Source organism: Paenibacillus sp. AN1007 (assembly GCF_040702995.1).
Lineage (GTDB): Bacteria > Bacillota > Bacilli > Paenibacillales > Paenibacillaceae > Paenibacillus.
Genome location: NZ_CP159992.1, coordinates 112,893 through 134,789, shown reverse-complemented (window position 1 = coordinate 134,789; position 21,897 = coordinate 112,893). Strand labels below are relative to the sequence as shown.

At 49.8% G+C, this 21,897-nt stretch carries 4 protein-coding genes; all 4 read right to left on the bottom strand.

Annotated features, from left to right (window positions below):
• Positions 1 to 99: 99 nt before the first annotated feature.
• Positions 100 to 972: a DNA adenine methylase gene (locus ABXS70_RS00580; protein WP_342552935.1), complete on the bottom strand. Its 873-nt coding sequence runs from the start codon at positions 970 to 972 to the stop codon at positions 100 to 102.
• A complete protein-coding gene (locus ABXS70_RS00575) occupies positions 959 to 2,758 on the bottom strand; it encodes an AAA family ATPase (protein ID WP_342552936.1) in 1,800 nt (599 codons plus the stop codon). Before ABXS70_RS00575 ends, ABXS70_RS00580 begins: the two co-directional genes overlap by 14 nt.
• Before the next feature lie 174 nt (positions 2,759 to 2,932).
• Positions 2,933 to 19,960 (bottom strand): non-ribosomal peptide synthase/polyketide synthase, encoded by a 17,028-nt coding sequence (locus ABXS70_RS00570; protein WP_366293179.1) that lies wholly within the window; start codon positions 19,958 to 19,960, stop codon positions 2,933 to 2,935.
• On the bottom strand, positions 19,887 to 21,881 hold the full coding sequence (locus ABXS70_RS00565) for a condensation domain-containing protein (protein ID WP_366293176.1): 1,995 nt from the start codon (positions 21,879 to 21,881) through the stop codon (positions 19,887 to 19,889). Before ABXS70_RS00565 ends, ABXS70_RS00570 begins: the two co-directional genes overlap by 74 nt.
• Positions 21,882 to 21,897: the final 16 nt, after the last annotated feature.

The following is a 21,897-nucleotide window of genomic DNA, read 5'->3' as shown; positions in this document are numbered from 1 at the left end:
GCTTTTATGAGTGATCCACCTGAGTATTATAATAATCCTACTATAGACTTTAGGCGCAAAAATAGTAGGATTATTTTATACCTAAATCCTTCTTAACTATTAATTCAATTGTTCAACTAGTACTCTCTCAAAAGATTCAATCTTAGTTTTTTCACTACAGAATAACAACTCTTTCTCTCTTCTTTTAGTTTGTGCTGAGTAGGTTAAATAGTATTGATATTTAGGAACGCTAGAATATAGATTGATTAAAGGTTCTTGATGATCATAAGTTGTTATCCAGTAATATTCTTTTAAATTTAAAATAGAATCTCTTAGAGAGATGTGATCTTCGTGCTCAAATGAATTTTGGTACAAATTTTTCCCCTGAACATAATATGGAGGATCAAAAAATATAAAAGAATTTTTAGGTACTAAACTACTAATGATTTCAGTTACCATAACTTTAGCATCTAAATTAAACAGATTTATTTTTGACCTCTTTTCTCCAATTCTTCTCACTTTGTTAATCAATGATTGTTTATTAAATCTACAATCTATTTTATACTTCCCTTCTTGTTTTAGGCCACCAATTACACCACCTGATATAATTCCACTTCTGTTTGTTCTGTTAAGATAGAATGTAGCAAATCCATTAGACAAGGAATATGGATCATTTCTATTTTGTTCATAAATCTTTTTCTGATCAAGCCAACACTCAATAGTTATTGGCGTATCAATTATTTTTTGTACGAATTCATCATTTTTGTGTAGAATTGAATACCAAAAAGCATGAATCGAAGGATCAAAATCATTTATAAAAATTCGATCAACAACTTCCTTAAGTAGTAAATTTATTGAGATTCCCGACCCTCCTGAAAACGGTTCAATATAAGTGATTTTTGATAAATTATTCAAATACATTAAATTTCTAACAAATCCTGCTAATTGTGACTTTCCTCCGGGATATCTTAATGGACTATCAGTTATTGGCATGCTCAACACTCTCAAATAAGTTTATTTTTTTTCTCCACTCTGAAGACGGAATGCTGTAAGCGACTCTGGTCTTATTAAACATAGTAAACAAGTTATTATAAAAGCACTGAACTTCAGCTTGATTTTCTTTATCTTTTAACCACTTTACGAATACAATAGAAAAAAAGAATTTATACTTACGATATAATTTCTTATATTTTTCCCTGCGTATTCCCTTTGTCGAAGGAAGAGATTCTAAGTGATCTTCTATACTCATTATCTCTCCTCTTATTTCTCTAGCTTTATCATATGAGTATCCTTCTCTTACATGTGCTTCTTTAAAACTCCAAAACTCGCTATATTCTTGATTATCTATAAGTAGGCTCAAATAATCAAAAATTAGTTTTTCAGGATTCACTTTACCTGGCAAAGTAATAATATTATGTTCTAATTGATTTCGAGCATCCCCATCTAATATACATATAGCTTTTATAATATTATTAGTTAGTATTTTATCTTTGAAAATACTTTCTAAATTACTAGAACCAACATTTGAATTGACAAAATGAAACCTTCCTTTAACTTTATTAAATTCGGGATCCCAATCCCCCAAGAGCATAAAAATATTTTCGAGAAGATCTCTAGCCTCTTCATCTTCTGTAAATACGGGAATTTTACTATTTTGTTGTAATTCAAGAGATGTTATTTGTTCAAGATACATTCTTATTGTAAACATATCTATCTCTTCAAAGATACTGACTTTATTCTGTTCATTGAGAAGATAAAGAACGTTAGCTTTTTTATTAATTGCATGTTCAATAAGCGAAAAACTGTGTGTTGTAAACACTATCTGAATTGAATAATCCTCTGAGAATTGTTTTAGTAAGTCATACAACTTCAATTGGTAAGAAGGATGTAAAGTAGCATCAATTTCATCTATTAATAGTATACTACTTATGTTTTGGTAGTTTTCTATGCCTACTTCTTTTTGGAGTTCATCATAGTAATATTTAAGAGAAACAAGTGCTGTAATTATAATGTATAGATTATCTTCTCCAGCGGAAATAGTGTTTGAATCAATACCATTTAAACTGGTCACAAACTCCGCTCTTTTCTTCAAACCAATATTGCTATAAGATTCATGGATTACCTCTATATTTGTGAATGATGAATATAGTTTATTTATTTTAGCAATATAATCGTCAGGAAGAGAGCTCTTAATCTGAGTGATGTAGCTATCTTTCAATTCTTTTTTTAAAATTGATTTTATTTTTGCGAGTATTTGAACATCCAGCTGCAAACTTTTACTTAATTTATCATTGATTTTTTCTAATTGTAATTCTTGATACTCACCAAATGACATTAGGCGTGATAAACCTAAATAAATAACAGGCATTTCTGGAAGTGACTCGTTTTTTCCAGGTCTATACTTAGGTTTTATTGAATATCTTGAATTCTTCGGAGAATTATGTTTTCTAAATTCAAGTTTTTTATTGTCAAAATATGTAACTTCTAAAATTGTCCCTTTTCTTCCGTTTGTCGGATCATTTGACACTTTATCTCCACGACTCAATGTTTCTATTTTTGGATTCATGATGTTGTTAATATTATTTATAGTATTAATGCAATTTTTCATATTACCGTAAGCATTAGTAGAAACCTTTTGTTGATACGAATTAGAAAGCAAATACAAAATAGAACTTTTACAAGTTCCATTCGTACCAGAGATTAAATTGATGTTTGGACTTAATTCAAGAGACACATCAATAAGTTTACGGTAACTTTTTATATCCAGTGTTTTACTCATATCTTCTCCTTATTACAACATTAAATTTTATCTTCTCTCTTATAGTAATCATTTTTTTGTAAAAAGTTAATTAAAATAACAATAAAAAGTCCAACTCCACCACAGATCACCATAAAAACACCCGGCAGGATGCGACCGCGAGAAGCACGGCATACACCCAAACCGGGTAAGAGATTAGAAAATAATATCAATGGCTTCCAGCTCATCTTGTTCCTGTTCGGATTGCCCGTTCAGGGAAATATCTTTCAACAGCACAGAAGGCTGTTCGCAAATCTGGTTGATAATCATGAGCAGATCCTGAGCGAAATTGTCGATCAGATTACGCGTAAACAGCTTGGTGGCATATTCAAACTGCCCATTCATTCCTTCATCCAGCATCGAAATAACCAAAGTAAGATCAAATTGGGAAACCGTATGTGTTTCAGGGTAAGACTCGATCTGGATCTCCCCGAAGTTTTGCACGTTATCTTCCTTCGTTTCCACAGCAAACATAACATCAAATACAGGGTTACGGCTTTGATCTCGCGGCACCTGCAGCTTTTTCACAAGCTCTTCGAACGGATAGTCCTGGTTGTCGTAGGCCCCCAGCATGGTTTCTTTGACCTCATTCAAGTAAGTGATGAACGTTTTCTCTCCGGACGGATAGTGGCGGATCGCCAGCGTGTTGACAAACATCCCGATGAGCGGCTCCAGTTCGGCATGTGTGCGGCCCGACACTGGCGTTCCTATTATGAAGTCTTCTTGTCCCGAGTATTTGCTGAGCAGGATCGAATAAGCAGCCGATAACACCATATACAGGGTGACACCGTGCTCATCTGCAATGGACTGCAGGCTGTCGGTCATTTGCTTGTCAATGTTGAAGGGCAGCACATCTCCTTCAAAACTGCGAACAGCAGGTCTGACAAAATCCGTAGGCAGTTCAAGTGTTGGCAGTTCACCTTCCAGCACGTTCAGCCAGTAAGCTTCCTGACGTTTCAGCTGTTCTTTCACAGGTTCAGACTGCTGCCAAGCAGCAAATTCCTTGTATTGAATCCGGAGCGGTTCCAACGTCTCGCCGTTATAAAGGCGGAGCAGTTCTTCAACGAAGATGCCCATGGACATGCCATCTGTGATGATATGGTGAATGTCCAGCATGAGCAGATGCCGTTCCGCTTCCCACTCGACTAAGCCGACACGCAGCAGCGGCGGCCGTTCCAGATCAAAGACACGCACAAAACTGTCTGCAATGCTCTTTGTTTCGCTTTCCGCTGCTTTCGTGTACTCGATAGCAAATTTCAAGTCCGAATAAATCCGCTGTACCGGTTCTCCGTCGACCATTTCGAACCCTGTTCGCAAAATTTCGTGTCGAGCGATTAATTCATTGAGCGCCAACTCGAATTGATTCCGTTCCAAGCGTCCGACAAGAACGGTCATGCCGGACATGTTGTAACTAAGCTCGGCACCTTCCATCTGCTGCTGAATGTACAGCCTTTTCTGCACGGAGGAAAGCGGATAATGATGCCTCTGATCCAGGACTGGAATCGAGAGATATTCCTGATATTCTAATTGGCTGATCGCTTCAGCCATCGTTTCTATGGTCGAGTGTCTGAACACATCGCGGAGCGGCAGGTCCACGCTCAGTTCTTTGTGCACTTTGCTGACGAGCATCGTTGCCTTCAGAGAGTGCCCGCCAAGGTCGAAGAAGTTGTCCGTCACGCCAATCTTGACTGGCCCGAGTACGTCCTGCCAAATGGTAACCAGTTTCGCCTCCAGCCTGCTGCGCGGTGCAGTATATTCGCTGCCTATGCCTACTCCGGCCTCTGGTGCCGGCAGTGCCTTCCGGTCGATTTTGCCGTTCGGCGTCAGAGGCAGCTGCGCCAGCTCCACGAAGTAGGACGGGATCATGTAGCCCGGCAGCTCCTGTGCCAGCGTGCTGCGCAGCTCATTCACCGCCAGCGCTGCTCCGGTATCCGGTGCATAATACGCACACAGCGCCTTCTGCCCGTTCGCATCATTTCGAACCAGCACCACCGCTTCGCGTACGCCCTCCACCTGCAGCAGCTGCGACTCGACTTCACCCGTTTCAATCCGGTATCCCCGGATTTTGGCCTGGTGGTCAATCCGGCCGATGAAGTCCACATTTCCGTCTTCCATCCACCGCGCCAAGTCTCCCGTGCGGTACAGCCGTTCACCCTCGGCAAACGGGCTGTCCACAAACTTTTCTTCCGTCAGTTCTGGACGATTCAAGTACCCGCGCGAGACCCCAACTCCGCCGATGACTAACTCGCCCAGCACCCCGATCGGCACCGGATTCAGATGGGCATCCACAATGTAGAACTTCGCGTTCAGCCACGCTCTGCCAATCGGAACGCTGCCTGTCTGCGGCAGCTTCGTCAGCGGCTCATCGTAGAAGCTCGAATCAATGGCCGCTTCCGTCACACCGTAGGCGTTGATGATGCGAAGCGATGAACCGAAGCGTTCCTGCAGCGTTCGGTAATCCGCCACACTGCAGCTGTCCGAGCTTGTGATGAGCAGCTCCATTCCGCTGATATCCAGCCCCTGCTCGTACACGTATTCCATAAACGGTACGATCAGCGCCGGTGTGGATTCAAAGATGGTAATTCTCTCCCGCTCCATCCAGTCATGCAGACGAGACGGATCGATGCGGTCGTCCTTCGGCACAATCACCATCGTGCCTCCGTTGTACAGCGTGCGCGCGATATCACCCACGAACACGTCAAATGAGAAGCTGGCCAGCTGCAGCAGCCGCACCGGGAATTGATCTAACCGGTATTCCCGCCGGTAGCCTGCTGCGGTGTTGACCAGGCTGCGGTGCTCGATCATGACCCCTTTCGGCCTGCCCGTCGTTCCCGACGTGTAGATCACATACGCCAGATCTTCGGGACGGGCTTCATGGAAATCACCCGGGTCAGCAGCATTCGGATGACGTCTATCCTCACCGTCGTTCACAGCTCCTGTCAGCTTGCCAGAGACCACAGCGGAGTCCAAGCTGGAAACCATGTTCGAACCTTGGACACCGCCGATCGGTGCATTTGTCCGTTCATCGCTGTACGATGCTTCGTCGTCGAGATACAGCACCGCTGCCAAGGCCAGTTCCTCTTCGCCCAGCCACGCTTCGGCACGCTCTCGCAGTGCCGTTTGTGTTAGGAGCAGCTTCGCTCTGCTGTCTTCGAGCATGAACCGCACGCGGTCTGCCGGATAATCCGGGTCAAGCGGCACATAGGCCCCGCCTGCCTTCCACACCCCCAGCACAGCCACCAGCAGGTCCACCGAACGCTCGGCAAGGATGCCAACGATGGACTCCCGGCCAATGCCGCCTGCACGCAGCGTACTCGCCAAACGATTTGCCCGCTCGTTCAGCACGGCATAGGTCATTCGGTCATTCTCATACACAACAGCCGTCGCTTCCGGTGTGCGCTTCGCCTGTTCCTCGAACAGCCGATGGAATGCAGCCGCAGGAGCCGCTTCCGGCTGTGCCGGATTGAATGCGCACAGAATTTGGTCTTTTTCCATCGTTGTCAAAAGGCCCAGTTCGGATATAGCTGCCGACGGGTTAAGAAGAATAGAGTCAAGCAGCTGCAGGTAATGCGCAGCCAATTTGGCCACTGTTTCCGTTTTATAAAGAGCTGTGGCATACTCAAACAGATATTCCAAGCCTTCCTCAATCTCCGTGACGTCCAGGCTGACATCGAATTTGGAAACAATCTCTTCACTGTCATATGTCGACAGATGGAGTCCGGGAAGCTGAATCTCCAAATTCTCTGTATTCTGCACAGCAAACATCGTATCAAACAGCGGATTGCGGCGTAAATCGCGAGCTGTGTTTACTTTATCCACCAATTCCTCAAACGGGTAATTCTGATGTTCAAAAGCTCCCAGAGTCGTCTCCTTGATTTCCCTCAAGTAGTCAAGGAATGACTTATCAGCAGCAGGATAACTGCGGATCGCCAAAGTATTAACGAACATGCCGATCAGCGGCTGAAGATCGCTGTGATTCCTTCCTGCAATCGGCGTTCCGACCACCACATCTTCCTGACCTGTATACTTATGCAGTAATATGGTATAACCCGCAAGCAAAACCATGTAAAGGGTTGCGCCGTTCTCTGCTGCAAGCCGCTTCAGACCTTCACTTTTCTCTCTGTTCATGAACAGCTTCAGCGTGCGGCCCTCGTAGCTCTGCATCGCTGGGCGCGGATAGTCCGTCGGCAATTCCAAAACCGGCAGCTCCCCTTGGAACATGTCGAGCCAGTAGGTTTCCTGTTTGGCAAGCTGCATTTTCTGCTCGTCCGATTGCTGCCATACTGCATAATCTTTGTACTGAATGCGGAGCGGTTCCAAAGTTTCCCCGCTGTACAAGCGGACAAACTCTTCAATCAGTACATCGATTGAAACACCATCAGATACGATATGATGCGTATCAAACATCAAAATGTGCCGATCAGGCGCCAGTTCGGCAAGACCTACTCGCAGCAGCGGAGGCTTTGCCAGATCAAACGCACGAACGAATTGGCGCACCGTTTCTTCTGCCTGATCCTCGTTGATTTCAACATATTCCACTTGAAAGATAGCTTCTTCGTAAATCCGCTGCACCACTTCCCCGTTTACCATCTCAAAACCGGTACGCAGCGTTTCATGACGAGCTGTGAGACTGCCGAACGCTTTTTCAAATCTCTGGCGATCGAGTTTTCCTTCAAGCATGACAGCTCCTGGTATGTTGTAGCTCAGCTCGCCTCCTTCCAATTGATTCAAAATATAAAGACGTTTCTGAGCGGAAGAGAGTGGATAATACTCGCTAACCTCTGCCGTAGGAATTGCGGTGAACAAGCCCGTCTCCAGCCGTTCTACAGCCGCGGCCATTTCCTCAACCGTAGAGCATCGGAATACGTCGCGAAGCGGGAATGCTGCGCCCAATTCCTTATGCATCTTGCTGACAAGCGTCGTCGCCCGCAGCGAGTGTCCGCCGAGGTCGAAGAAGTTGTCCGTTACGCCTACCGCCTGCTCCCGAACAAGCACATCCCGCCAAATGGCAGCCAGCTTCGCCTCTAGTTCGGTCCGCGGCGCCACGTATTCGCGTCCTGCGCCTGTTCCCGCCTCTGGTGCTGGCAGTGCCTTACGGTCAATCTTTCCGTTTGGCGTCAGAGGCAGCTGCTCCAGCTCCACGAAATATGATGGGATCATGTACCCCGGCAGCTCACTGGCCATCGCCCGCTTAAGATCCGCTTCCTTCACGCCTTCTGCTGCTGTGTAATAAGCGCACAAAGCTTTCTGACCGACTTGATCTTCCCGGATAACGACGACCGCTTCGCGTACGCCCTCCACCTGCAGCAGCTGCGCCTCGACTTCACCCGTTTCAATCCGGTATCCCCGGATTTTGGCCTGGTGGTCAATCCGGCCGATGAAGTCCACATTTCCGTCTTCCATCCACCGCGCCAAGTCTCCCGTGCGGTACAGCCGTTCACCCTCGGCAAACGGGCTGTCCACAAACTTTTCTTCCGTCAGTTCCGGACGATTCAAGTACCCGCGCGAGACCCCAACTCCGCCGATGACTAACTCGCCCAGCACCCCGATCGGCACCGGATTCAGATGGGCATCCACAATGTAGAACTTCGCGTTCAGCCACGCTCTGCCAATCGGAACGCTGCCTGTCTGCGGCAGCTTCGTCAGCGGCTCATCGTAGAAGCTCGAATCAATGGCCGCTTCCGTCACACCGTAGGCGTTGATGATGCGAAGCGATGAGCCGAAGCGTTCCTGCAGCGTCCGGTAATCCGCCACACTGCAGCTGTCCGAGCTCGTAATCAGCAGCTCCATTCCGCTGATATCCAGCCCCTGCTCGTACACGTATTCCATAAACGGTACGATCAGCGCCGGTGTGGATTCAAAGATGGTAATTCTCTCCCGCTCGATCCAGCCATGCAGCCGAGACGGATCGATGCGGTCGTCCTTCGGTACAATCACCATCGTGCCTCCGTTGTACAGCGTGCGCGCGATATCGCCCACGAACACGTCAAACGAGAAGCTGGCCAGCTGCAGCAGCCGCACCGGGAACTGATCTAACCGGTATTCCCGCCGGTAGCCTGCTGCGGTGTTGACCAGACTGCGGTGCTCGATCATGACCCCTTTCGGCCTGCCCGTCGTTCCCGACGTGTAAATCACATACGCCAGATCTTCGGGACGGGCTTCATGGAAATCACCCATGTCAGCAGCATTCGGATGACGTCTCTCCTCACCGTCGTTCACAGCTCCTGTCAGCTTGCCAGAGACCACAGCGGAGTCCAAGCTGGAAACCATGTTCGAACCTTGGACACCGCCGATCGGTGCATTTGTCCGTTCATCGCTGTACGATGCTTCGTCGTCGAGATACAGCACCGCTGCCAAGGCCAGTTCCTCTTCGCCCAGCCACGCTTCGGCACGCTCTCGCAGTGCCGTTTGTGTCAGCAGCACTTTCGCTCCGCTGTCTTCGAGCATGAACCGCACGCGGTCTGCCGGATAATCCGGGTCAAGCGGCACATAGGCCCCGCCTGCCTTCCACACCCCCAGCACAGCCACCAGCAGGTCCACCGAACGCTCGGCAAGAATGCCAACGATGGACTCCCGGCCAATGCCGCCTGCACGCAGCGTACTCGCCAAACGGTTCGTCCGTTCATTCAGCGCTGCATAGGTCATTCGGTCATTCTCATACACAACAGCCGTCGCTTCCGGTGTGCGCTTCGCCTGTTCTTCAAACAGCCGATGGAATGCAGCCGCAGGAGCCGCTTCCGGCTGAGACGGGTTAAACCCGCCCAGAATTTGTTCTTTCTCTGCCCCGGTCAGAAGCTCCAACTGTTTCACACAGATATTCGGATTGGCCGCAACCTGCTCCAGTGCACGGACAAAATGACCGTAGATCTGCCGGATGTCTTCCTCTCTGTACGTCAAGGCATTGTACGTAAACCGGAGCAAAATATGCTCTTCCGGAATGACGGTAATGTCCAAGTCATAGTTCGTTTGCTCTGGTGACTGAATATTTGCAATTTTCAGCGCTTCCTTCTCTCCACCTACGACCTGCTCAATCTGTTCTTCCATCGGATAATTTTCAAAGACCATGATATGGTTGATCAAGTCACGTTTCTGCTCACTTAGCGACTGAATTTCGTACAGTGGGAATGTTTCGTAAGCTCCCGATGCGAGTGCTTGATCCTGAGTTTTCCGCAAGATGTCGGCTGCCGTCTCGTCCGCTCCGCCTTGAATACGGACCGGGATCGTATTAATAAACAGGCCGATCATGCTTTCGATGCCCGGAATTTCAGCCGGACGCCCAGATACAACGGAGCCGAATACGACATCCTCGCTGCTGTTGTACACCTGCAGAACAAGTCCCCATACGGTCTGCATGAATGTATTAAGTGTCACCTGCTGCTGACGTGCCACCCGTTCAATCTGTCCGGTCAGTTCCTTACCGAGTTCCACATTCATTTCAGCCGCTTCAAAAGCACTCTGTTTCAGCTGCGTTCTCTCCTGAGGCAGCTTCGTCTGCTGCTCGTAACCCGCTAAATACCCGGACCAGTAATCCGAAGCACTCGCGGCATCTTGAGCTTCCAGCCATTCAATATACCGGGAGTACGGGGTAACCGGAGGAAGCTCCAGCATCCGCTTTTCCTGGAACGCGAAGTAGGTGTCGAACACTTCCTTGATCATGAAGGACATGCACCAGCCGTCCATCAAAATGTGATGGTGACTCCAGATCACATGGTAAGACTCGTCGCCCGTGCGCAAAACAGTCACACGCATAAGAGATCCTTTGGTCAAATCGAACTTGTTCGCTTTATCCGCGTTAACGAAATTCGCCAGGGTCTCCTCCGGATTTTCATCACTTACGGAGCGAATATCTTCATAGTACACTTCACACTTCCGCTCGCGGAATACCACTTGAATCGGCTCGTCTCTCCAGCCGGTAATAAAGTTGGTCCGCAGCGCTTCATTCCGCTGCACCAGCGTATCCAACCCTTGGGTGAAGGCTTCGATGTTCAAGCTTCCATACAGATCGAAGGTCACCTGTTCGAAGTAAGCTTCCGAATCGGCATCCAGCAAACTGTGGAACAGCATTCCTTTTTGCAGCGGAGTCAGGGTGTATACATTTTCAAGTTCACCGAGTGCTGCCGTATGTTTGGTCAGCTGATCCAGTTCTTCCAACGTCACATCCTGAAGCAGTACGTCGCTAGGTGTAAGCTCCGGCTGCTCTTTCGATATGCAGTGATTGATCACATCACGCAGGCTCGATTGAAGCAGGCTGCCCAAGTGTTCTACCGTTTCCCGTTTATACTGGGTTTCTCCATAACGAATCGTTAGTTCCAAAGTTCCTTCCGACACCATACCATTGATATCGAGTGCAAAATCCATTACTGCATTCGGGCTGGAATCGGAGCCCGGGCTGAATGGGGACGGCTGCGAGCGGCTGCTTTCGTAATCCTGGTCAAACTGACCCAGGTAGTTAAAACTGATCTCCGGTTCCAGAGCATAGCTCTCGCCGTCACGCCCCTCCGCCAAATAACGCAGCAGACCGTAACCGATTCCTTTGTTCGGAATGCGGCGCAAGTTTTCTTTCACCTGTTTCACCTGATAACCAAGCGCCTTGGCAGAACCTGGTTCCAGAACAACAGGGAACTGGCTCGTAAACCAGCCTACCGTACGTGTAATGTCCACATTCGGAAGAAGTTCTTCCCGGCCGTGACCTTCGAGATTTACCAGCACGCGTTTCAGACCACTCCAAGTTTGGATTGCAAGACCCAGCGCGGTAAGCAGCAGATCGTTCATTTCCGTTCGATAAGCATGGTGTGCGTTCTTCAGCAGCTGCTCGGTTTCCTCCGCTGTCCAGCGAACCGTCACGAGCGCACTGTCCTTCAGCTTGGATTTGGATTGTGCAAAATCTTTCGGAAGCGGCTCATAGATTGCCTGCTCGATACGCTGCCAGTACTCTCTCTCGCTTTCCATTGCTGGACCGTTCGCATAATCAGCGAGCTGATTTGCCCACGTTTGGAAAGAATCCGTTTTGAGCGGCAGACGGATCGGCTGCCCCTGCAGTGCCTGCTCATAACCTGTGGCAAAATCCTCGAGTAGAATACGCCAGGATACACCGTCTACGACCAAGTGATGGATCACGATGAGCAGGTGATCGCCATCGTCACAGTGGAACAAACCAAGCTTCACCAGCGGACCGTTTTCCAGATCGATACCTGCCTGAATGTCATTTGCCTTGGCCTCTACCGCTTCTTTCACATCGGAGGTTCCTTTGAGATCAACGACTTCCAGATCGAACAATGCTTCGCTATCCCCGGCAGCCCGGTTCCAGGCGGCATAACCGTTCTCGGTTTGGCGGTAAACCATGCGAAGAGCATCGTGATGCACGACCAGCTGATGCATCGCCTTGCACAAGGCTTCTTCGTCAAAACCATACACGGAAAACTGCATGAACGCCTGATTGCTGTGGTGCGCATCGGCCGGGTTTTGTTCAAAGAACCAGCGCTGAATCGGGGTCAAAGTAACCTTTCCCATCACTTCAAGCTGGCTTGCCGTTCTGTCCGCTTTTTGCAGCTGCAAACCGAGGGCAGAGATTGTCGGGTAATGGAACAAATCTTTCATGACTAACTTGTACCCCGCTTGCAAAAGACGGAACGATACCTGCAGGGCCTTGATTGAATCGCCGCCGAGCGCGAAGAAATTGTCTGTTATGCTCACCTGATCCACACCCAACACTGACTGCCAGACCGACGCAAGTGCCTGCTCGGCAGGTGTACGCGGTGCCGTATATGCAGTCTGTGTACGAATATTTCCTTCGGGCACAGGCAGCGCTTTGCGGTCAATCTTTCCGTTCGGTGTAAGCGGCATTTGATCCAGGCGCATGATGCGCGAAGGTACCATATGGGAAGGCAGCACAGTGTCCAAATGGTTCGCCAGTCCTTCCAGATCAAAGCTGGAATCTGCTGCGACATATCCGCACAAATATTTCTGCCCCCGCTCGTCTGTACGGTCGATGACAAGCGTCTGACGTACACCATCAGCATTTTTCATGGCCGCTTCAATCTCACCAAGCTCGATTCGATAACCGCGAATTTTCACCTGGTTGTCGATCCGGCCGATGAAATCAACATTGCCGTCCGGCATCCAGCGTGCCAAGTCGCCCGTTCGGTACAACCGCTCTCCGGTGGCGAATGGACTGTCTACGAATTTCTCCTCCGTCAAATCCGGCCTGTTCAAGTAACCGCGGGCCACACCCGCCCCGCCGATAACCAGCTCACCGAGTACCCCGATCGGAACAGGCTTCAGATTTGCATCTACGATATAAAACTTGGCGTTCAGCCATGCTTTTCCAATCGGTACACTACCTGTCTTCGGCAGTTTCTCCAGCGGCTCGTCATAGAAGCTGGAGTCGATTGCCGCTTCCGTTACACCGTAGCTGTTAATAATACGGAACTTCGAACCGAAACGCTCCTGCAGCGTACGGTAATCCGTCACGCTGCAGGCATCGGAGCTTGTGATCAGCAGCTGCATGGAGCTGAGTTCCATACCTTCGGCATGTACATGCTCCATGAATGGAATGATCAGCGCCGGAGTCGACTCGAACACGGTCACAGCATATTCGTGAATCCAGCCGTAGAGGCGAGTTGGGTCTATCCGATCATCCTTCGGCACGATGACCATGGTACCGCCGTTGTACAGCGTGCGCGCAATGTCTCCAACAAACACATCAAATGAGAAGCTGGCCAGCTGCAGCAGCCGGACCGGGAACTGATCGAGGCGATAATGCCTTTGGTAGCCCGCTGCCGTGTTCACCAAGCTGCCGTGTTCCACGGCTACACCTTTAGGTCGGCCGGTAGTACCGGAGGTGTAGATGACATACGCCAAATCGCCGGGCTTGTTCACCTTCGCCGGATTCAATGCGAGATCCACCGTCCATCTGTCCTGCTCGGCTTCTACGGCAGCAGCAGTTTCTTTGGCTCCAAGGCTGTACGTCGTAGTGTCATCGATTGCAAGCACCGTTTGCAGCACTGGAGCCCCGCCGCTGCACCAACCTTCCGTCTGCTGCAGCAGATGAGTCTGCGTGAGAAGCACTGACGCTCCACTGTCCGTGAGCATATACTCGATTCGTTCCGCTGGATAGTCCGGGTCGAGAGGCACATAAGCACCGCCGGCCTTCCATACAGCGAGCACCCCGATCAACAGCTCTGCCGAACGGTCAGCCAAAATGCCAACCACCTGCTCGGGTTTGACGCCGCGGGAGCGCAGTGCATATGCCAGATGATTCGCTTTGGCGTTCAGCTCCGCGTACGTCAGCTTGCTGTCTTCGTAGACAACCGCCAGCGCTCCCGGATTGCGTTCCGCCTGTTCCTCGAACAGCTCGTGGAACGTTTTCTCTCTCCACGATTCATCCGTTTCCAAAGCTGTCCCCTCTGCGGCGGACTGTACTGCAGGCTTCGAGGACGACACGTCAAACCCAACCAGCAAATCATGATTTTCGCTGTCCGTCAGCATATCCAAATCTGAAATCTGCGCACCTGGTTGAGTCAGAATCGAGGTTAAAAGCTGCTCATAATGCCCTGCCAGCCGTACCATCGTTTCATGTCTAAATAACGAGGTCGCATACTCCATTTTGCAAACCAGTTCGTTACCCCATTCCACAATATCTAAGCTGAGATCAAACTTTGCTGTCTTTTCTTCAATGTCAAACAGCGACCACTTCAGGTCTTCCAAAGTTAAATCCAGGCTTTCGTGCTTTTGCAAAGAAAACATAGTGTCAAACAGCGGGTTTCGACTTAAATCCCGGCTCACCTGAAGCGACTCCACCAGTTCCTCAAATGGATAGTCTTGGTGCTCGTAGGCTCCAAGCGTCGTTTCTTTCACTTCCTGCAGGTAATCCCGGAATGTTCTCTCCGCTGCCGGGCCTAAGCGAAGAGCAAGCGTATTCACGAACATACCGATAATCGGCTGCAGATCGGCATGAGAACGCGCAGCAATCGGCGTACCGATTACGATATCTTCCTGTCCCGTATATTTATGAAGCAGTACGGAGTATGCAGCCAGCAGCAGCATATACAGCGTTGCCCCTGCATCCCCGGCAAGCCGTTTGAGAGCTTCACTTTTCTCCGCATCCAGCGTGAATGTGAGTGTTTGACCGTCAAACTGCTGTACGGCCGGGCGGGAGAAATCGAGAGGCAGTTCGAGAACTGGAAGCTCCGCGCCAAATACTTTGCGCCAGTACTCCTCCTGATTTTTAATGCGCTGACGCTGCTCCTCGGATTGCTGCCAAACGGCGTAATCCTTGTATTGAATCCGCAGTTCCGGTAATTCATCCCCATTGTAAAGCCGTACGAACTCGCGCAGAAGCACATCCATGGAAAGACCATCCGAAGCAATATGATGAATATCCAGTGCGAGCAGGAATTGATCTGTTTCCAGTCCGATCAGCAGGGCACGCAGCAGAGGCGGCCGAGTCAAATCAAAAGGCTGAATGAAACCTTCAAGAATGCTTGCAATCTGTTCTTCATCTGCTTGAAACTTCTCGACCTTGAAAGGTACATATGGATAAACACGCTGCATTGGCTCCCCATCTACAATTTCAAAACCGGTACGCAGCATATCGTGCCGGGTAATCAAGGCGGTTAGCGCCTTCTCCACTTTCGCCTCATTTACAGCCCCTTCCAACAGCAGAGCACTTGGAAGATTATAATTCAGCTCAGCGCTGTCCAGCTGGTGCAGAACGTATAGTCTTTTTTGTGCGGAAGAAACCGGATAGTACAGCTTCTCTTCCGCCTTCGGAATCGAGCTGTGCTGCGATTCTTCCAGGCTGGCAACAGCCGCTGCCATCGACTCTACCGTCATATAACGGAACACATCGCGCAGCGGAAATTCGACGTTCATTTCCTTCCGAATCCTGCTGACAAGGTTTGTTGCCCGCAAGGAGTGGCCCCCAAGCTCGAAGAAATTGTCCAGAACTCCAATGCCGGAGTAACCCAGCACTTCCTCCCAGATTTTCACTAGTCTGGACTCTGTCAGGTTGCGCGGCGATATATATTCGACACCCGTTTGTAATTCGCCCTGCGGTTCAGGCAGCGCTTTGCGGTCGACTTTGCCGTTGGATGTCAGCGGCATACGCTCCAGCTGGACAAAGTATGACGGGATCATATAACCCGGCATTCCCTGAGCCAATGCGGTTCTCATCTCGCTGACCGTCAGCGTACGGCCCGCCACAAAGTAAGCGACCAGCAGCTTCTCACCTCCGCCGTCCTGACGGGCAAGCACAACTGCTTCTTCGACGTCCTTGATGTTAAGAAGCTGTGTCTCGATTTCATCCAGTTCGATCCGATAGCCCCGAATTTTGACCTGATGGTCGATCCGGCCCAGGTATTCGATACTGCCATCCGGCAGCCAAGCCGCCAGGTCGCCTGAGCGGTACAGCTTCTCCCCCTCCGCAAATGGGGAATCAACGAACTTCTCCGCTGTCAGATCCGGACGATTCAAGTATCCTCTCGCCAGTCCTTCCCCGGCCACGTACATTTCGCCCGCAGCGCCGATCGGCACAGGACGGCGGTTTTCGTCCAGCACGTACACTTTCAGTGTCGGGATCGGTTTGCCGATATTGCTCTTCGCCGCCTCAATCTCAACCCATGTAATTTCCTTATAGGTCACGTGAACGGTCGTCTCGGTAATGCCGTACATATTGATCAGCTTCGTATTCGGATACTTCGTCTTGAAGCCCTTGAGCAGCAGCGGACTCAGCGCTTCGCCCCCAAAGATGACGCTGCGAATCCGAAGGTCATATGCATGATCCGCCAAAGCCTCACGCATCAGTTGATAGAAGTACGTTGGTGTCTGGTTCAATATCGTAACCTGTTCGCGGCCCAGCAGCGTCAGGAACGCAGCCGGGTTTTTCGCCGTGAGCGGTGGTACGATGACCAGCTTGCCTCCGTTCAGCAGCGCCCCGTACATTTCCCAGACAGAGAAATCGAAGCAGAACGAGTGGAACAGCGTCCATGTGTCGGCCGGCCCGAAATCGAACAGATTTTTGTCGTTGAACAGAAGGCGCACGACATTTCTATGCTCAATCAACGTTCCTTTCGGTTTCCCGGTTGTTCCCGAAGTGTAGATGACATAGGCCAGACTGCCCGGCCCGGAAATGGGCTCCAAGTTTGAACCATCCTGCGAATCGGCTGGTTGCATCCCTTCGTCTCCCCATACGTAATCGTCTAATTCGAGGCGAGTTCCGGCATAATCCGTCTTCTCGTGCAGCTGCTTTTGAACCAGCAGTAATGCCGCGCCTGAATCTTCGATCATGAAGCGGATGCGCTCCGCCGGATAATCGGGATCGACAGGCACGTAGGCTCCGCCCGCTTTGAGAATCGCCAGAATACCAACGACCATATCAAGCGAACGATCGGCCAAAATAGCTACCAATTGGTCTGCTTCTACTCCCGTCTCCCGCAGTTTCCGGGCAAGGCGGTTGGAGCGCTCGTTCAACTCGCGATAGGTCAGCTGATGATCATTCATAACCGCAGCCACATTGTTCGGGTAACGCTCCGCCTGTTCTTCGAACAAGCCGTGAATTGTCTGCTGTCTCGGGTAGTCTGCCTCCGAATCGTTGAACCCGCAGATCAACTCATGGATTTCCTCCTCCGTCAGCATTTGAAGCGATGCAATATCTCCTTCTGGTGCTGCTGCAATGGTTTCGAGCAGTTTGTCATAATGAACAGCGAACCTTTCCGCAGTTTCTTGTTTAAACAAAGCAGTAGCGTACTCCAATCGGCATTCGAGCTGACCATCCAGCTCCGAAATATCCAGAAGCAGCTCAAACTTGGATGTGCGGTTCTCCAGCGGATAAAAGGACTGCTCCAATCCGTCAATGACAATCTGCTCATTCTCCGTATTCTGCAGGGAGAAAAACGTATCAAATAGCGGATTCCGGCCGGCTGTTCGCGGAATTTGGAGACTTTCTACCAAGTCTTCAAACAGATAATTTTGGTGTTCAAAGGCCCCGAGCGTAATCTCTTTGATTTCTTCCAGATACGAAAGGTACGGTTTGGAACGCTCTGGACGGCTGCGAATGACCAGCGTGTTGATAAACATCCCTATGATCGGATGCACTTCTTCCTGTGTTCTTCCGGCAATTGGCGTTCCTACGATCAAATCTTCCTGACCCGAGTATTTATGCACAAGGATGGAGTAAGCTGACAGCAGTACCATGTACAGGGTTGTACCTGTACGTGACGCCAGTTCTTTCAGCTTCTCCGTTCGCTCTTTCCCGATATAAAACGTCACGGTCCGGCCGTCAAAGCTTTGCACTGCAGGGCGCGGGAAATCTGTCGGCATCTCCAGAACCGGCAGCTCGCCCGACAGCTGTTCCAGCCAGTATTCCTTCTGCGGCAGGAGCAGCTGCTCGTATGCTTCAGAATGCTGCCAAACAGCATAATCTTTGTATTGAATGTGCAGCTGGGGCAATTCCTCGCCCCGATACAGGCGGCTGAACTCATCGAAGAGGAGCGCTGTTGAAATGCCGTCCGAGACGATATGGTGCATATCGAACAGCAGTATGTGGCGATCCTCGGCGACTTCGATCAGACCGATGCGGAGAAGTGGGGGCTTGGTCAGATCAAACGGGCGATAATAAGCTTCCACCACTTGATTCAGTTCCTGCTCGCTCGCCTGAAAATAATCTACATTAAACTCCACTTGGTCATAGATGCGCTGTACAAGCTCGCCCTGCACCTGCTCGATCCCGGTACGCAGTGTTTCATGGCGCTGAATCAGCGCTTGGAACGCGTGCTGTACACGCATGCGGTCCAGCTTGCCTTTGAGAAGAAGCGCCGCCGACATATTATAGCTGCGCTCGCTTCCATCCAGCTGACGCAGGACGTACAGACGCTTTTGCTCTGACGAAACCGGATAATATTCGGCCTCGGCCGCTTTTGTAATTTCATACACCTTCTGCTGCCTTAAGCCGCCGATTCTTTGAGCCAGCTGTTCGATCGTGGTGCAGCGAAAAACATCCCGCAGGGGAACCTCAACCTGCAGCTCTTTCCGAATCTTGGAGACAAGCATGGAGGCGCGTAAGGAATGACCGCCCAGCTCAAAGAAATCGTCATGGACTCCAACCCGAGCAATACCCAGCACCTGCTGCCAAATGAGCGCAAGTCTTATTTCCAGCATGGTTCGAGGGGCCGCATACTCACGGATTGCCGCTGCATCTCCTGTCGGTTCAGGCAAAGCCTTACGATCAATTTTGCCGTTCGGGGTGAGCGGAAGTTTATCCAGAGACATCAGCCGGGCCGGGATCATGTGAACGGGCAGCTCCTGCTTCAATTGGAACAGAAGATCGCTCAGCTGCAGAGAAGCATCCGCTGTCACGTATCCGCATAGATACTTCTGCCCCTGCTCATCCATACGATCGATAACTACGGCCTGCTTGACGCCTGGAAAACGCAGCATGACCGTTTCAATTTCGCCCAGTTCAATCCGGAACCCGCGAATCTTCACCTGATCGTCGATCCGACCAATGAAGTCAACGTTACCGTCTTCCATCCAGCGGGCCATATCCCCTGTCCGGTAGAGACGCTCGCCCGGAACAAACGGACTGTCCGCAAACTTCTCGGCGGTTAGGTCCGGACGGTTCCAATACCCGCGTGCTACCCCCGCACCGCCGATGACAAGCTCGCCAGAAACCCCTACAGGAACCGGCTTTAACGCGGCATCCAAAATGTAAAAGCGGGCATTCAGCCAGGCTTTGCCAATCGGCACATGTCCCGATGAAGGCAGCTTGTCCAGCGGCTCGTCGTAAAAGCTGCTGTCGATGGCCGCTTCGGTCACGCCATAACTGTTGATAATGCGGAAATGTCCGCCGAATCTTTCCTGCAGCAATCGGTAATCGTTGACACTGCAGGCATCCGAGCTGGTGATCAGCAGCTGTAAGGAGCTGACGTCAAGCCCGTTTTCATATACATCCTGCATGAACGGCAGGATGAGCGCAGGCGTGGATTCGAATACTGTAATGTTTTGGTCCCGAATCCAGCTGTGCAGGCGGCTCGAATCGATTCGGTCATCCTTCGGCACAATTACCATTGTGCCTCCGTTATAAAGCGTCCGCGCGATATCTCCAACGAATACGTCAAACGAGAAACTGGCCAGCTGCGAGCAACCGCACAGGGAACTGATCCAACCGGTACGCTCTGCGGTATGCATCCGCCGTATTCACGAGACTGCCATGCTCAATCATGACACCTTTCGGGCGTCCCGTCGTGCCCGAGGTGTAGATCACATAAGCCAGATCTTCCGGATTGATTCGGGCAGATTCAAGTTCTAAAGCTTGGGTATTCCCGTTATAAATCTGTTCATCGTCCATGGCATAAACCGTTTGAAGATTAAGCTGGTGATCGAACAACCATTCTCCGGCACGCTCTAACAGATGACGCTGCGTAAGCAGTACCGATGCCCTGCTGTCACTGAGCATATATTCAATCCGTTCCGCCGGATAATCAGGGTCGAGCGGAACATAGGCTCCGCCTGCTTTCCAAACGGCGAGCACCCCGATCAGCAGTTCTACCGAACGTTCCGCCCAGATTCCTGTAATCGTCTCCCTTCCTACGCCCTGTTCGCGAAGGAGAGAGGCCAGCCGATCGGCACGTTCGTTCAATTCGCCGTAAGTCAGCTGTTTATCCATATAGACAACTGCCGGATGATTCGGAATTTCCAAAGCAAACTTTTCAACATACCAATGAAATGCTTCTCTCCTGCCCGGTTCTTTCACCGATGGGTTAAACGTATGAAGAATGCGGTGTTTCTCCGCATCACTCAGCAGCGTAATCTCACGTACCAACAGTTCAGGAGTCTGAAGAAATTGGTCCAGAACGGTTACATACTGTTCCATAATCCGGTCAATTTCGGCTGTTTCGAACAGACCCGTACGATACGAAGCGTGGAGGATGACATGGCCTTCACTAAGCATATGATCAAAGCGCAGCAGCAGATCGTCCACTTCATGCCTGGCAAAATGAGCTTCCAGACGCACCTTGATTTCCTCGTACTCTACGATTTTTAAAGGCAGATATTCCAAAGAAGTGCGGAAAAGTCCCGAAAGATCACTGCGCTCATGCTGCTCGCGTAAATCTTGAATTAATTGGTTATAAGGGTATTTTTGATACCTCAGATCCGCTGTATTTTCCTTTGAAACGGTTTGAATCAAGGAAAGTATGTGCTCGTCTGGATTCAGACGAACCCGCGTAGCCACAGTACTGACAAACATACCAATCGTTTCTTTTTCTTTCCTGCTGGTGCGATTGGCGAAAACGGTGCCGACTGGAATATCGGTACTGTCGGTCAGCTTGTATAACAAGGCATACATAGCAGACAGAAACAACGTATATAAGCTGACTTGATACTGCTCGCTGAAAGCCAGGATACGTTCATACCGGGAACCATCCAAAGTGATGGACAGTTTATTGGATTCACTGCCGATTGAGAATGGCGGAACCGATTTAATACCGGTCGTTTCAGGCAGCGTACTGTATTTCGTCAGCCAGTATTCCTTCCCTTTTTGATAACGTTGTGACTGTTCATATTCACGCTCAGCGGAAATATAGTCCAGATAGGAAGGGGCATCGTAATTGCTGCGGATGCCTTTGCGCAGTTCCAGATATTTTTCCATTACTGCATGCAGCAGTGCGGTAACGGACAAACCGTCGGCAATAATATGATTTATCGTCAAATTGAGCCATACCCGACCATTAGCAAAATGGATAATTGTAAATTGATGAAGGTGTTCGTCGAACACACTGGCGGGCTTTTCGCTTATTTCTTTTACCCAAGTATTAAATTGTTCGATTGTATCTATTTGAAGATGGCTTATTCTCGCTTGAACATTCTCCAGCTCTTCAAACCACTGCGTTGGGTTCTGTAAATCCCCGTCAATGCGAATACGGAAAGCATCATAGGTTTTGACGATCTCTGCCGCCGCTTGTTCTAGAAGCTGTGTATCGATCTCGCCAGTAATCTGGTAAGTCGCGGAAAGCATCGTGATCGACGTCCCCGGATTCATAATTTCCATCAACCATATGCGGCGCTGGGCTTGCGTTAATCCATACTGCTCGTTGGTATTCTCTCTCATATCGACACACTCCCGT